General features: G+C 72.0%; 12 protein-coding genes. 4 read left to right on the plus strand and 8 right to left on the minus strand.

All coding sequences use genetic code 11. From position 1 onward, the window contains the following. Nucleotides 1-51: 51 nt before the first annotated feature. The 4 genes from ACZ4TG_RS26245 to ACZ4TG_RS26260 all read right to left on the minus strand — a co-directional run bounded on the left by ACZ4TG_RS26245 (nt 52) and on the right by ACZ4TG_RS26260 (nt 6,344). Nucleotides 52-1,515: a catalase gene (locus ACZ4TG_RS26245; RefSeq protein ID WP_468166950.1), complete on the minus strand. Its 1,464-nt coding sequence runs from the start codon at nt 1,513-1,515 to the stop codon at nt 52-54. A gap of 51 nt (nt 1,516-1,566) precedes the next feature. Then, nucleotides 1,567-3,852, minus strand: coding sequence for a SpoIIE family protein phosphatase (locus ACZ4TG_RS26250; protein ID WP_468166952.1), 2,286 nt, complete (start codon nt 3,850-3,852; stop codon nt 1,567-1,569). 253 nt (nt 3,853-4,105) lie between these two features. After that, the gene (gene fomD / locus ACZ4TG_RS26255) at nt 4,106-4,825 is read right to left on the minus strand and encodes a cytidylyl-2-hydroxypropylphosphonate hydrolase (RefSeq protein WP_468166954.1); all 720 of its coding nucleotides are present in this window, start codon (nt 4,823-4,825) and stop codon (nt 4,106-4,108) included. A 103-nt stretch (nt 4,826-4,928) separates the two neighbouring features. Beyond that, nucleotides 4,929-6,344, minus strand: coding sequence for a class II fumarate hydratase (locus tag ACZ4TG_RS26260; protein WP_468166956.1), 1,416 nt, complete (start codon nt 6,342-6,344; stop codon nt 4,929-4,931). Between the two features lie 107 nt (nt 6,345-6,451). On the opposite strand from ACZ4TG_RS26260, the gene ACZ4TG_RS26265 reads away from it, so the two are divergent. Next, nucleotides 6,452-7,984 (plus strand): ricin-type beta-trefoil lectin domain protein, encoded by a 1,533-nt coding sequence (locus ACZ4TG_RS26265; RefSeq protein ID WP_468166958.1) that lies wholly within the window; start codon nt 6,452-6,454, stop codon nt 7,982-7,984. 70 nt (nt 7,985-8,054) lie between these two features. Here the strand turns inward: ACZ4TG_RS26265 and ACZ4TG_RS26270 are convergent, their stop codons facing one another. The 3 genes from ACZ4TG_RS26270 to ACZ4TG_RS26280 all read right to left on the minus strand — a co-directional run bounded on the left by ACZ4TG_RS26270 (nt 8,055) and on the right by ACZ4TG_RS26280 (nt 11,386). Continuing rightward, nucleotides 8,055-8,825, minus strand: coding sequence for a glycerophosphodiester phosphodiesterase (locus ACZ4TG_RS26270; RefSeq protein WP_468166960.1), 771 nt, complete (start codon nt 8,823-8,825; stop codon nt 8,055-8,057). A gap of 157 nt (nt 8,826-8,982) precedes the next feature. Continuing rightward, complete coding sequence (locus ACZ4TG_RS26275; protein ID WP_468166962.1) at nt 8,983-9,585, minus strand: hypothetical protein; 603 nt, start codon at nt 9,583-9,585, stop codon at nt 8,983-8,985. Between the two features lie 136 nt (nt 9,586-9,721). Next, nucleotides 9,722-11,386: a fumarate hydratase gene (locus ACZ4TG_RS26280; RefSeq protein WP_468166964.1), complete on the minus strand. Its 1,665-nt coding sequence runs from the start codon at nt 11,384-11,386 to the stop codon at nt 9,722-9,724. A 193-nt stretch (nt 11,387-11,579) separates the two neighbouring features. Between ACZ4TG_RS26280 and ACZ4TG_RS26285 the strand changes: the two genes are divergently transcribed. Both ACZ4TG_RS26285 and ACZ4TG_RS26290 read left to right on the plus strand, forming a co-directional pair. Next, nucleotides 11,580-12,266 (plus strand): DUF1707 SHOCT-like domain-containing protein, encoded by a 687-nt coding sequence (locus ACZ4TG_RS26285; RefSeq protein WP_468166966.1) that lies wholly within the window; start codon nt 11,580-11,582, stop codon nt 12,264-12,266. A gap of 174 nt (nt 12,267-12,440) precedes the next feature. Beyond that, complete coding sequence (locus ACZ4TG_RS26290; protein WP_468166968.1) at nt 12,441-12,839, plus strand: WhiB family transcriptional regulator; 399 nt, start codon at nt 12,441-12,443, stop codon at nt 12,837-12,839. Between the two features lie 120 nt (nt 12,840-12,959). Here the strand turns inward: ACZ4TG_RS26290 and glpX are convergent, their stop codons facing one another. Then, complete coding sequence (gene glpX / locus ACZ4TG_RS26295) at nt 12,960-13,991, minus strand: class II fructose-bisphosphatase (RefSeq protein ID WP_468166970.1); 1,032 nt, start codon at nt 13,989-13,991, stop codon at nt 12,960-12,962. A gap of 225 nt (nt 13,992-14,216) precedes the next feature. Here glpX and ACZ4TG_RS26300 point away from each other — a divergent pair, with 225 nt between their 5' ends. After that, entirely contained in the window at nt 14,217-14,735 is a 519-nt protein-coding gene (locus ACZ4TG_RS26300; protein WP_468167297.1) for a DUF4245 domain-containing protein, read from the plus strand. The last annotated feature ends 76 nt before the right edge of the window (nt 14,736-14,811 follow it).

The following is a 14,811-nucleotide window of genomic DNA, read 5'->3' on the forward strand; positions in this document are numbered from 1 at the left end:
CCGCCCCGCGGCGAGCACGCCGCGGGGCGGTCCTTTACGTCGGGGGCCTTCTCAGCCGCCCTGGAACGCCGCAGCGATCCGGTCGCCGACGTCCTTGTCGATGTTGCGCCAGTACTGGAAGGCGCGCTCCAGGACCGGGCCGCTGACCCCGTCCGCCAGATGCCCGGCGACGTTCGAGACCAGGCGGTCGCGGGCCGCGTCGTCCAGCACCTCCCGGACCATCGTGCCCGGCTGGCCCCAGTCGTCGTCCTCGCTGCGCAGGGTGTACGCCTGGTGGACCATCTCGCCCGCCGTCGCCCAGCCGGCCGGCTCGCCGAAGCGGGCGGTGTCGGCGGCGGGGCCGCCGTACGAGTTGGGCGCGTACGGGCGGGCCGCCGCGGAGGCCTCGAAGCGCATCGCCCCGTCCTTCGCGTACGAGGACACCAGCGAGCGGGCCCGGTTCGGCGGCAGCTGGGTGTAGTTCGCCCCGATCCGGTAGCGGTGCGTGTCCGGGTACGAGAACAGCCGGCCCAGCAGCATCTTGTCCGGCGACGGGCCGATGCCCGGCACCAGGTTCGAGGGCTCGAAGGCGGCCTGCTCGATGTGGATGAAGTAGTCGTCCGGATTCCTGTCCAGGGTCATCCGGCCGACCTCGATCAGCGGGTAGTCGCCGTGCGGCCACACCTTGGTCAGGTCGAAGGGGTTGAACCGGTAGTCCGGCGCGTCCTCGAAGGGCATGATCTGCACCTTCAGCGTCCAGCTCGGCGGCTCACCGTCCGCGATCGAGTCGAACAGGTCGCGCCGGTGGAAGTCGGGGTCCTCGCCCGCGATCCGGTCGGCGTCCGCCTGCGTCAGGAACTCGATGCCCTGGTCGGTCTTGAAGTGGTACTTCACCCAGAACTTCTCGCCGCCGCCGTTGACCCACAGGTACGTGTGCGAGCCGTAGCCGTTCATGTGCCGGTACGACTTCGGGATGCCCCGGTCGCCCATCAGCCAGGTCACCTGGTGCGCGGACTCCGGGGACAGCGTCCAGAAGTCCCACTGCATGTCGTGGTCGCGCAGCCCGTTGTCGGGCCGCCGCTTCTGGGAGCGGATGAAGTCCTGGAACTTCATCGGGTCGCGGACGAAGAAGACCGGGGTGTTGTTGCCGACCAGGTCGTAGTTGCCGTGCTCGGTGTAGAACTTCAGGGCGAAACCGCGCGGGTCGCGCCAGGTGTCGGGGGAGCCCTGCTCGCCCGCGACGGTCGAGAAGCGGGCCAGCATCTCGGTCCTGCGGCCCGGCTGGAAGACGTCGGCCTTGGTGAACTGGCTGACGTCGTTGGTCACCTGGAAGACGCCGTACGCGCCCGAGCCCTTGGCGTGGACCACCCGCTCGGGCACCCGCTCCCGGTTGAACTGGGCCATCTTCTCGATCAGATAATGGTCCTGCAGGAGGATCGGGCCGTCGGGGCTGACGGTGAGCGAGTGCTCGTCGCTCTCCACCGGAATGCCGACGTTGTTGGTCGTGTACGGAATCTTCTGCGCGTCCTGGGTCACGAGCGTCCTCCCCTAGGGTTCGGTTGGGTCGCTTCGCTCTCTTTTGCCCAGTCAACGCCGATCATGCGCCCCCGGCAACGGGAGCTCGAACCAGACCACCTTTCCACTGCTCAGCCGGGTGGCGCCCCAGCGGCGGGCCAGCCGGTTGACCAGGAACAGCCCGCGGCCGCCCTCGTCGGTGTCCCGGGCCCGGCGCTGGCGCGGCAGCTGCGGGGAGTCGTCCCCGACCTCGCAGCGCAGCACGTCCGTACGCAGCAGGCGCAGGGTCACGGGCCGCTCGGCGTACCGCACGGCATTGGTGACCACCTCGCTGACCAGCAGCTCCAGGGAGTCGCTCAGCTCCTCCAGGCCCCACCGGGTCAGGGCGCGGCGGGCGAACCGGCGGGCCCGCCCCGGGGCGGTCTCCTCCGGGTCCAGGAACCAGTACGCGACGTCGCTGGGCGCGATCCCGTCGAAACGGGCCGCGAGCAGGGCGATGTCGTCGTCCCGGTCGCCCGGGCCGAGCATGTCCAGGACGTCGTCGCAGAGGGCCTCCAGCGGCGGCGGGTGGTCCAGGCCGGTCAGCTGGGCGGTGGTGGCCAGGCGCTCGCGCAGCTGCTCGATGCCGGTCCACACGTCGCGCAGCCGCGACTCCACCAGTCCGTCGGTGTACAGCAGCAGGGTGGCCCCGGCCGGGGCGTCCAGCTCCACCGCCTCGAAGTCCACGCCGCCCACGCCGATCGGGGCGCCCGGCGGCACCCGGAGCACCTCGGCGCGGCCGCCCAGGTGCAGCAGGACCGGCGGCGGATGGCCGGCGTTGGCGATGGTGATCCGGTGCGAGACGGGGTCGTAGACGGCGTACAGGCAGGTGGCCATCCGGTCGGAGCCCAGGCGCTGGGCCTGCTCGTCCAGGTGGTGCAGCACCTCGGCGGGAGGCAGGTCCAGCTGCGCCAGGGTCTGCGCCGTGGTCCGGAGCTGGCCCATGATCGCCGCCGAGGTCATGGAGTGGCCCATGACGTCGCCGACGACGAGCGCGACCCGGCTGCCGGGCAGCGGTATGGCGTCGTACCAGTCGCCGCCGACCCGGGCCGTCTCGGCGGCGGGCAGGTAGCGCGAGGCGAGGCGGACCCCGGTGGGCTGGGGGAGGCTGTCGGGGAGCATGGTGCGCTGGAGCTCGTCCGCGATGTACGCCTCGCGGCCGTACAGCACCGCCTTGTCGATGCCGAGCGCGGTGTGGGTGGCCAGCTGGGCGGCGACCAGCAGGTCGTTCGTCTCGAAGGCGGGCCGGTCCGGGGTACGCAGGAACACCGCCGCGCCGATCACCCGCCGACGGCCCCGCAGCGGGGCCAGGATGGCCCGCTGGCCGCGCGGGACGGGATGGTCGGCGCCCAGCAGCTCCGGCAGCGCGTCCTTGGCTCCGGGAGCCGACCCGAAGACGGGCCGGACCCCGCGCAGCACCTCGGCGAGCGCGCCGCCGGGCTGGATCTCGCACAGCTCGGCCGCGGGCAGGTCACCCTGCGGGCCGACCAGCAGCTGACTGAAGTCGAGTTCGCCGGCGGCCCCCGCGGCCCCGGCCGGATCTCCCGCGGTCAGATCGTCCAGCGGACGGAGCCGGTCGGTGCGACGCAGCCTTAAAACGACCGGTCCGACGGGACGCTCGTCCCCCACCGGCAGCGGATCGCGCAGGTAGACGAGGATGGCGTCCGAGAAGGTGGGCACGGTGGCCCGGCACAGGCCCAGCACGATCTCGTCGAGGTCGATGCCGCGGGCGATGCGGCGGGTGGCGGCGCCGACGAAACGCAGCCGGTCCCCTTCCCGGCGCCCCGCGGTGGCCTCCCCGCCGCCCGGAGCCGGTATCCCGCCGCCTCCGTGGCGGCCCGCCCCGCCGGCGGAGCCGTCCACCGGCCCGCCGCCGGCCGGGGCACCGACGGCCCCGGCGACGGCGCCCGCGACGGCTCCGGCGACCGGGGCGGTGTCGTCCGGCCTGCTGCCCGGGCGGGTGCCGTGGACGGCACGGCCGTCCGTGCCGTGGGGGCGGGAGGGCTCGGAGGGCAGTTCCTGCCCCGCTGCGCCGGCCGCCGCGTTGCGGGCGGCCTCGCCGTCCCGGGCCCGTGCGCCGCCCCGGGCGGGCTCCCCGCCGGGCGCGGCATCCGGCGCGGAGGCGGCCGCGGCGCGCGGCCGGGGGAGCTCGGCGGGCCTGCCCGGCGCGGCCGCGCCGCGCTCCGCGCCCGGTCCTTGCGCATGCGTGCGTACGGCCTCGGTGGCCGCGACGGCGGCCTTGCCGTGGCCGGCATCGTCCGTACCTCCGCCGGAGGCGACGGGCTGCGGGCCCTCCTGGGAGGTGGGGTACTCCGTCACGCGTGGAATTCCGTCCGTTTGCGCTCGATGTGCGCTGCACTCAACTCGGTCAGTCGCGGTATACCCGCTCAGCGGCAGGGGCACCACCGCCCCGCGTTTCCGCGTCCCGCTCGTTACCTCTCGCCTTGGGTTGATCTCCGGTCAAGTCCCGTGTACGGCACGACAATTACGGATGCACAGCCTGACGGCAACGCCGCAGGCGACCCGGCGGAGGACGATCCTACGTTTGAACCCCGGGGGCGCATCAAGGGTCTCATGACGTCATATGCGCCGGGGTGCGGTCCCAGTCCTCGGGAAGAACCGGAACTCTCCAGGCCGGATCCGGCCGCCAGTTCTCCCAGCCGCCGCGGAACGGAGCCCCCCACTCCCTGATCACGTCCACCGCCGCCCGCCCCGCGGCCTCCACCGCGCGCGCCTGCTCGGGTTCCATCAGCCCGATCCGCTGCGCCTGCGCGAACTCGTCCTCGTCGAGCCACTTCCAGCTCCGGTCCGGTGCCACGGCGATGTCCAGGAAGTGGTCCACCGAGTCCACCCCGCCGGCCCACCGGGTCCGCGGCTCCTCCAGGTTCACGTACCAGTTCTTGAAGCGCCAGCCCCGCTCCCAGAACAGCCACACCGACCACGGGTCCCCGGGCCGGGCCAGCTTCAGCACCCCGGCGCCGTGCCAGTGCGCCCGTACGGTGGTGCGCGGCGCGGTGTAGCGGGTGGCGAGGGGCTCCTCGTGCACGGGAGTGCCGTCGGCGAGCACCGGCTTGACGCACTCGGTGCCGGGGGCCATCCACACGGCCAGCAGCTCGTCGGTGTCCTGTACGACCGTCACCGGGCGGCAGATGTGGACCTGGCCCTTGAGCCCCGGGGCGTGGTCGCGGTAGCGCCAGAGGATCTGCTCCCCGGGTGCCCAGCGCGCGTCCCGCGTCCCGCCGTGCGCGTCGCCGCGCTCCACGCCGCCCCCGCGGCCTCCGGTACCTGTCATGCGCAGATCTTAGGGCTGGGGCCCGCGCCTGTGCTGCGGTGCAGGTCACGGAGGTGCCCGGGGACGGGAAACGACCGAATCCGGCCCCCGGCGGGGGGCTGTTTCAGGGCCGGGTCATCCGCAGTACGTCCAGTGCCTCGTCCAACTGTTCGAGCGTCAGGTCGCCGCGGTCGACGTATCCCGACTCCAGGACGACCTCCCTGATCGTCTTCCGTTCCGCGAGGGCCTTCTTCGCCACCTTGGCCGCCTCCTCGTAGCCGATGTAGCGGTTGAGGGGGGTCACCACGGAGGGCGAGGATTCCGCGTACTCCCTGGCCCGCTCGGAGTTGGCGGTGATCCCGTCCACCGTGCGGTCGGCCAGCAGGCGGCTTCCGTTGGCCAGCAGGCGGATCGATTCGAGCAGGTTCCGGGCCATGACCGGGAGCATCACATTGAGCTCGAAGTTGCCGGCCGCGCCCGACACGGCGACCGCGGTGTCGTTCCCCATCACCTGTGCGGCGATCATGAGAACGGCTTCCGGGATCACCGGATTGACCTTTCCGGGCATGATCGAGGACCCCGGCTGGAGATCCGGGAGATTGATTTCGGCCAATCCCGTGCGCGGTCCGGAGGCCATCCAGCGCAGATCGTTGGAGATCTTGGTGAGCGAGACGGCGACCGTCCGCAGCATTCCCGAGGTCTCCACCAGGGCGTCCCTGGCCCCCTGGGCCTCGAAATGGTCCCGGGCCTCGGTCAGCGGGAGCCCGGTGGCGGCGGCCACCTCCGCGATCACCGCGGCGGAGAACCCGGGCGGGGTGTTGATCCCGGTGCCCACGGCCGTTCCGCCCAGCGGCAGTTCGGCCAGCCGGGGCAGGGCCGCGCGCAGCCGCTCGACGCCGTAGCGGATCTGGACGGCGTACCCGCCGAACTCCTGGCCCAGGGTCACCGGCGTGGCGTCCATCAGGTGCGTCCGCCCGGCCTTGACCACCACGGCGAACTCGGCCGACTTGCGCTCCATCGCTTCGGCGAGGTGCTCCAGGGCCGGGATCAGCACGCCGGTGACGGCGGCGGTCGCGGCGATGTGGATTGAGGACGGGAACACGTCGTTGGAGCTCTGGGACGCGTTGACGTGGTCGTTGGGGTGCACCGGGCGGCCGAGCCGCTCGGCGGCCAGCGTGGCGATCACCTCGTTGGCGTTCATGTTGGACGAGGTCCCGGATCCGGTCTGGAACACATCCACCGGGAACTGGTCGTCCCACCGGCCCTGTACGACCTCCTCGGCGGCCGACCTGATGGCCTCGGCCACGTCCTCGTCCAGGACCCCGAGCCGCGCGTTCACCACCGCGGCCGCGGCCTTGATCCGGGCCAGGGCGGAGATGTGGGCGTGCTCCAGGCGCTGGCCGGAGATCGGGAAGTTCTCCACCGCGCGCTGGGTCTGGGCACGCCATTTGGCGTGCGCGGGGACCCGTACCTCGCCCATGGAATCGTGCTCGGTCCGGAACTCCTCGGACGCCTTCTCGGACTGCTGACCGTCGGTCATGTGTGGTGCCTCCTCAAAAAGTTGAGCAATTGTCTTGTTCGAACTGTTCCCAAGTCCCCTACCGGCCAGTAAATACCGGGGGTAACACCGATACCGGGGAGGCGTTCATGGCACGTCTACGCACGAAACCCAGGCTCAGATCTACCTTCGCCGCCGTCGCGGCGGTCGCGGCCGCCCTCGGGGGCGTCACCGCCATCACCCCCATGGCCCAGGCGGCCCCCGCCGCGGCCCCGCTCGCGCCGAAGGCCCTGTCGCCGGAGCTGGAGGCGATCCGGGCCGCCGAGGCCACCAAGATCTACGGCGACTCCGCGATCCGCCCCCTCGCCGAACGCAAGACCGGCCTGATCTCGCTCGGCGACAGCGAGATCTCGGGCGAGGGCGTCGGCAACTACGACCCCGCGACCAACACCCCCGCCAACCAGTGCCACCGCTCGCCCGACTCCGCGATCCACCGCACCGGCATCCCGGCCGACCTGACCTTCAACGTCGCCTGCTCCGGAGGCTATACCGGCAACATCAGGATCGGCGGCAGCAAGCAGTACGCCGACGAGCTGGTGCAGAGCGACAGCCTCGCCGTCAAAGCCCGCAACACCCGCATCAAGATGGTGCTGCTCGTCGCCGGCGCCAACGACGACCTGCAGTTCGGCCCGGTCATGACCGACTGCGTCACCCGCTGGGTGCTCAGCCAGGGCACCTGCGAGCCCAAGTACGGTCCCGGCTGGCAGGCCCGCGTCGACGGCCTGAAGCCCAAGGTCGAAGCGACCGTCGCGGACCTCAAGACGGTCATGCGTGACGCCGGCTACGCCGACTCCGACTACAAGCTGGTCGTGATGGGCTACCCGAGCCCGATCGGCCCCGACTTCAACGACAACCCGAGCTTCCCCGGCAAGCTCCCCGGAGGCTGCGCCGGCTACGACTCCGACGCCGCCTGGGGCCGCAACTACGCGGTCCCCACCTTCGAGAAGGGCATGCGCGCGGCGGCCCTCGCCTCCGGCGCCACCTACCTGGACAACTCCCGGCTCTTCCACGGCCACGAGGTCTGCATGGAGGACACCTGGGCCCGCGGCCTCTACCTCGACCTCGGGGACCACTTCCCCTGGGACGAGAACACCGCCCGGCAGTCCTTCCACCCCAACTACCGGGGCCACGGCGCCTTCGCCTCCTGCCTGACCCAGCTCTACGACTCCGGCCTGCGCGAGGCCTCCTGCGCCGACCCCGCGAGCACCGGCACGCCCGTCCTCCAGGCCGGGGCCTGGGACGACCTGTACAAGCCCCTGAAGGACGCGGCGACCGGCAACTGCCTCGACACCTTCGGCGGCTCCAGCGCCAACGGCACCAAGGTGGTCGGCTGGGACTGCCACGGCGGCCGCAACCAGGGCTGGTGGTACGACACCGCCCGCAAGGCGCTCCGCACCGAGCTCACCCAGGACCGCTGCCTCGACGCCCCCGGCGCCGACTACGCCAACGGCACCGGCCTGATCCTGTGGGACTGCCACGGCGGAGCGAACCAGCAGTTCGTCCGCGACGGCGCCACCTTCCGCCCCGCGGCCGCCCCGGGCATGTGCCTGACCGTGGCCGCCGCCCACGAACAGCTGCGCCTGCAGACCTGCAACGGCTCGGCCAACCAGCGCTTCGCGTAACGCTCCCCGCCACCGAACCCCCCACGCCCGGCCGGCGCACCCCGGCCGGGTGTTTCCACGTCCGGGCCGCTCAGCGGGCTTCGAGCCGCTCCCGCACCGCCCGCGGCCGGTTGGTGATCAGGGTGTCCACGCCGAGCCGCACGCACAGGTCCACGTCCTCGGGCTCGTCCACCGTCCACACCCGTACGGCCAGCCCCCTGGCCTTGAGCCGCCCCACCAGGCCGGGATCCCGCCGGACCAGCTCGATGCCCGGGCCCGCGTGCGTGGCGTACGGCGGCCGCACCGGCCGCAGCCGGCGCTCCATCAGGTACACCGCGGGCAGACCCGGCGCCAGCCGGTGCATCCGGGTCAGCGCGGTGCGGGAGAAGCTCATCACCTCGACCCGGCCGCTGCGCCCGTCGGCCAGCCCGTAAGCGCGCAGCATCCGCACCAGCTCGGCCTCCAGCCGGCCGCCCGCGCGGGTCGGGTGCTTGGTCTCCACCGCGAGCCCGACCGGCCGGGGCGCCTCCAGGGCCGTCCGCAGCAGGTCCTCGAAGAGCAGCACCCGGGCGCCCGCGTGCCCGTCCCCCTTCCACGCCCCGAAGTCGAGCGCGGCCAGCTCCTCGTACGTCATCTCGGAGACGATGCCCCGCCCGTCCGAGGTGCGGTCGACGCGGCGGTCGTGGACGCAGACGAGCCGCTGGTCCCGCGTGAGCCGGACATCGCACTCCAGCGAGTCGGCGCCCTCGGCGATGGCCTGGCGGTAGGCGGCGAGCGTGTGCTCGGGGTGCTGGTGGGAGGCCCCTCGATGGGCCACCACCCGTACGGTGCGGGCGGTACGGAGGGAGGGCGTCGCAGTCATACGGGAATCCTCGCAAACCGGGGTGAACGCGCAGGCGCGGGGCCGTGTCCCCGACGTTAACCGGATGCCGCCCGCCCGCGGCGCGCGACGGGCCCGGCGGGGCGGAGTCCGCGGCCCGCCCCGCCGGCGGCGCCTACGGCTACCGCCTCGGCTTCGGCTACGGCTTCGGCTGCGGGGCCAGGGGGGCCGGGGTGACCTTGAAGTTGCCCTTCGTGACCTCCGTGAAGGGGGCCGGGGCCATGCAGGTGCCGACCGTGGCCTCGGCGGCCGAGCCGTCCGGCTTCATGTCGACGTTCGCGATGCCCCAGGAGAAGCCGACCCGGTCGGGTGCGCCGCGCTCGCCGTCCTGGATGCTCAGGCCGATCCGCTTGCCCTCCCAGCCGGGCACGTTCGACGACTTGACCACCGCGGTCACCGTCGCCGTCCTGCCGCCCGTGACCAGGCAGTCCACCTCGGCCTCGGCGACGCCGGTGAAGTTCGCCTCCGGCTGGGCGTGGTAGACGGTCACGCGCCCGCGGGCATCGGTCGGAAGGCCGTGCTCGACCCCCGGGAAGGGCCGGCTCCACGGCACCGATTCGGCGTCGACCGTGAAGCGGATGTCGTGCGAAGCGGGCACGTACGGGTAGTGCACCGTGCCGCCGCCGTGCGCCGAGGCCACCTTCGGCGCGGCCGGGGCCGCCGGGGCGGGGGCCGCGCCGATCACGGTGGCGAGCGCGGCGGCGGAGCCGGCCAGGGCGAGGGCGCGCGTACGGTTCTTCATGTCGAACTCCCGTGCTTGGAGGACTGTTTGGCTACGTGAGAAGCCTCGCCGCCCGGCGCCCCCGGCTCCATCTGCCGATCGGCCGACATGCGTGAGGGCCCCTCCGCCGTTCGGCAGAGGGGCCCTCACCTACGCGCTACAGACCCGGACCGCGCACCGGGATGTGGGTGAACGTCGGCTCCGGGGCCGGGTTCTGGAAGAAGTCGTTGCCCTTGTCGTCGACGACGATGAACGCCGGGAAGTCCTCGACCTCGATCTTCCAGACCGCCTCCATGCCGAGCTCCTCGTACTCCAGGACCTCGACCTTCTTGATGCAGTCCTGGGCGAGGCGCGCCGCCGGGCCGCCGATCGAGCCGAGGTAGAAGCCGCCGTGCGCACCGCAGGCGTCCGTCACCTGCTGCGAGCGGTTGCCCTTGGCCAGCATCACCTTGGAGCCGCCCGCCGCCTGGAACTGCTCGACGTAGGAGTCCATGCGCCCGGCCGTGGTCGGGCCGAAGGAGCCGGAGGCGTAGCCCTCGGGGGTCTTCGCCGGGCCGGCGTAGTAGACCGGGTGGTCCTTGAGGTACTGCGGCATCTCCGCGCCGGAGTCCAGCAGCTCCTTGATCTTGGCGTGCGCGATGTCGCGCGCCACGACCAGGGGTCCGGTCAGGCTCAGGCGGGTCTTGACCGGGTGCTTGGTCAGGGTCGCCAGGATCTCGTCCATCGGCTGGGTCAGGTCGATGGAGACCACGTCCGCGGACTCGGCCAGGTGCTCGTCGGTGGTTTCCGGCAGGAAGCGCGCCGGGTCCGTCTCCAGCTGCTCCAGGAAGACGCCCTCGGCGGTGATCTTCGCGGTGGCCTGGCGGTCCGCCGAGCAGGACACGGCGATCGCGACGGGCAGCGAGGCGCCGTGGCGGGGCAGGCGCACCACGCGCACGTCGTGGCAGAAGTACTTGCCGCCGAACTGCGCGCCGATGCCGATCTTCTGGGTCAGCTCGAAGACCTGCTGCTCCAGGGCCTCGTCGCGGAAGCCGTGGCCCAGCGGGGAGCCCTCGCGGGGCAGCTCGTCCAGGTAGTGGGCGGAGGCGTACTTCGCGGTCTTCAGCGCGTGCTCGGCCGAGGTGCCGCCGACCACGATCGCCAGGTGGTAGGGCGGGCAGGCCGCCGTACCGAGCGAACGGATCTTCTCCTCCAGGAACTTCATCATGGAGGCCTCGTTGAGGACCGCCTTGGTCTCCTGGTAGAGGAAGGACTTGTTGGCCGAGCCGCCGCCCTTGGCCATGAAGAGGAACTTGTACGCACCGCCGTCGGTCGCGTACAGCTCGATCTGCGCGGGCAGGTTCGAGCCGGTGTTCTTCTCCTCCCACATGGTGATCGGGGCCATCTGCGAGTAGCGCAGGTTCAGCCGCGTGTACGCGTCGTAGATGCCCCGGGACAGGGCCGCCTCGTCGCCGCCCTCGGTGAGCACGTTCTGGCCGCGCTTGCCCATGACGATGGCGGTGCCGGTGTCCTGGCACATCGGGAGGACCCCGGCCGCCGCGATGTTCGCGTTCTTCAGCAGGTCCAGGGCCACGAACTTGTCGTTCGCGCTCGCCTCGGGGTCGTCGATGATGCGGCGCAGCTGCGCGAGGTGCGCGGGGCGCAGGAAGTGCTGGATGTCGTGGATCGCCTCTTCGGCGAGCTTGCGCAGCGCCTCAGGCTCGACCTTGAGGAACGTACGGCCGTCGGCCTCGAAGGTGGAGACGCCTTCGGAGGTCACCAGCCGGTAGGGGGTGGTGTCCTCGCCCAGGGGCAGCAGGTCGGTGTACGCAAACTCTGGCATGACGGCAGTCATTCCTCACTCGGCAGACGGCGCTGGCGACCAATTGGCAGCGCGGCTTACCAGCGTAGGACCTCGCCGCGCGGCCGTGTCTGTGAGGTAAGGCTCACTGGACGTCGACGTCGACGTCGAGGGCAAGGCTCACCGGCCGCCGGGGGAGTATCGCGATCTATCGTGTCTCGCTATGCTGTGTGACGTGGACCTGGAAAAGCACCCCGCCGCCCCCGCCGCATCCGCTGCCTCCCCGGCCGCCGAGCTGCGCGCCTCCGACGCCGACCGGGACCGGATCGCGCAGATCCTCGCCGACGCCGTCGCCGAAGGCCGGCTGACCGCCGAGGAGCACTCCGACCGCCTGGACTCCCTCTACGCCGTCAAGACGGTCGGGGAGCTGGACGTGCTCGTACGTGACCTCCCGGCCGCCGCCGGTACCGGTCCGGGCTACGCACCCTCGGCCGCTCCCGCCGTCCCCGCCGCCGCACCGGTCTCCGGGCCGGCCGAGACCGTCGTCGCCGTGTTCAGCAGCTCCTCCCGCAAGGGCCGCTGGCGCCCGGGGGCGAACACCCGCGCGATCTCGGTCTTCGGCGACATCACCATCGACCTCACCCAGGCCGTCTTCGAGCAGCAGGTCACCGAGATCTACGCGACCGCCGTACTGGGCAACGTCGAGATCCTGGTGCCGGAGAACGTGACGCTCCGCGGCTACGGCAGCGGGGTCCTCGGCAACTTCGAGGTGCACGGCGAGAGCCGCGGCGACACCGACCCCCAGGCGCCGGTGGTGATCGTCCGCGGCTTCGCGCTGCTGGGCAACATCGAGGCCCGGCCGAAGCTCGGCAGCCGCCTGGTCGACCTGGCCCACCGGATGCGCAAGCGCCTGGAGGGCTGAGCCCGGTATGCGTACCCCTCGGCCGCGGCCGGCGCGCGAGTGGTGCGGGGGACGCGTTTCGGTCGAAGTTTCCCGGAGCGGCCGACGCGCGGCACCCAGTGCATAGGGGCGCGTACAGCGGGTAGGGACAGGTGCATCGTCTCTCGCTCGCGTATACGTCGTCAGGAGTAGACCGTGCCGCATCCGCCGCATCAGTCCCTGCAGGTAGCCGCCGTCAAGAGCCTTCAGGCGCGTCCGACCGCCGTGCCGAGGCCGCGGGTGCCGGCGAGGGAAGAGGACGGCCCATGGCATGCGGAGGCGGTGTGCCGCCGGGACGAGGCCGGTCTGTTCTTCGCGCCCTCCAAGGAGCCCACCGCGGCCCGGCTCGCCCGTGAGGAGGCCGCCAAGCGGGTGTGCGCGCGCTGCCCCGTGATGGTCGCCTGCCGGGAGCACGCGCTGCTCCAGCCCGAGCCCTACGGGGTCTGGGGCGGGCTCACCGCCGCCGAACGGCGCGTCGTACTGGCCCGGCGGCGGCGCCGGGCGGCCGAGCTGAGGCCCGGTACCGGCAGCGGTCCGATCGCCGCCGCGGGCTGAGCCCGGGCGCGGCCCGTCGCACTCCGTGGGGGCGAAGCACCGTACACATACGAGAGGGGCGGTCCCGCCGCACGCGGGACCGCCCCTCTCGTATGTGCCGTTCAGCCGGCCCGACCGCTCCTACTGGGCGCGGTCGAAGTCGATCGCGCTGTAGGCGCGCAGCTTCGAGAGCCGGTGGGTGGAGTCGATCTGCCGGATCGTGCCCGACTTCGAGCGCATGACCAGCGAGGACGTCGTCGCGGTCTCCGAGCGGTAGTGGACGCCGCGCAGCAGCTCGCCGTCCGTGATGCCGGTGGCGACGAAGAAGACGTTCTCGCCGGACACCAGGTCGTTGGTGTGCAGGACCCGGTCCAGGTCGTGGCCCGCGTCGAGGGCCTTCTGGCGCTCCGCCTCGTCCTTGGGCCACAGCTTGCCCTGGATGGTGCCGCCGAGGCACTTTATGGCGCAGGCCGAGATGATGCCCTCGGGGGTGCCGCCGATGCCCAGGAGCAGGTCGACGCCGGTGCCCTCGCGCACCGCCATGACCGAACCGGCCACGTCGCCGTCCGAGATGAACTTGATGCGGGCGCCGGTCTCGCGGATCTCCTTGACGATGCCCTCGTGACGGGGGCGGTCCAGGATGACCACGGTGACGTCCTCCACGGCCATGTTCTTGGCCTTGGCGACGCGGCGGATGTTGACCGAAACGGGCGCGTTGATGTCGACGAAGTCGGCGGCCTCGGGGCCGGTGACCAGCTTCTCCATGTAGAAGACCGCGGACGGGTCGAACATGGTGCCGCGGTCGGCGGCGGCCAGCACGGCGATGGCGTTCGGCATGCCCTTGGCGTTCAGGGTGGTGCCGTCGATCGGGTCCACGGCGATGTCGACCTCGGGACCGGTGCCGTCGCCGACCCGCTCTCCGTTGAAGAGCATCGGGGCTTCGTCCTTCTCGCCCTCGCCGATGACGACGACGCCGTTCATCGAGACGGTGGAGATCAGGGTGCGCATGGCGTTGACCGCGGCGCCGTCGGCGCCGAGCTTGTCGCCACGGCCCACCCAGCGGCCGGCGGCCATGGCGGCGGCTTCGGTGACCCGGACGAGTTCCAGGGCGAGGTTGCGGTCGGGAGCCTCCGGGGAGACTTCGAGCTGGGGCGGCAGGTTGTGCTCGGTCATCGGAGCGCACCTTTCTGTACGACGACGGCCGGGATGTGAGGGTGCTGGAACTCTATCGGTACGTCGACATATTGAGCAGGGCGGGTCACGTATGAGCGGAATATCGGTCAGGCGGTTGTCCTGAGCGGACATCTTGCGTTCTCGCGGGCGTCTTCGGCGCTGCCGCCACGCCGACCCCGGCGGTGATCACTCCCGGCGATGCGGGACGATGGTGCCGTGGCAGGTATGAAAGGCAAGCAGACGATCTGGGACATGGTCCGGTCGCTGGCGGTGATCGGTCTCGTCGTGGGAGGCATCTACATCTTCATCCCGCATGACGAGAAAGCCGACCCGACGCGCGTGGTGGACTACCGGGTGGAGACGCTCACGGCCCGCCGTGCGGCTCCGTACCCGGTCGCCGCGCCCGTGGGGCTGCCCGAGCAGTGGCGCGCCACCTCGGTCACCTTCTCCCGCAAGGACGCCAACGCCTGGCACCTGGGCTTCCTCGACCCGCAGCAGCAGTACGTGGCGGTGGAGCAGTCCAGCGACGCCTCGGCCAAGCACATCGCCAAGCTGACCCAGCAGGCGCAGGCCACCGGGGAGCGGCAGCAGGTCGGCGACCAGCCCTGGGAGCGCTGGGAGGGCGAGAAGTACGACGCCCTCGTGCGGCAGGAGCAGGGCCACGTCACGGTGGTGACCGGGACGGCCTCCTACGAGCAGCTGGGCGCGATGGCGGCGGCGCTGGAGTTCAAGCAGGGCAAGTGAGCCCCGCGCGGCCCGCGCGCACGCAGACGAGAGGCCGCCCGCCCCGGGGATCCGGGGCGGGCGGCCTCTCGTCCGC

This window comes from Streptomyces sp. NPDC028314 (assembly GCF_055565795.1).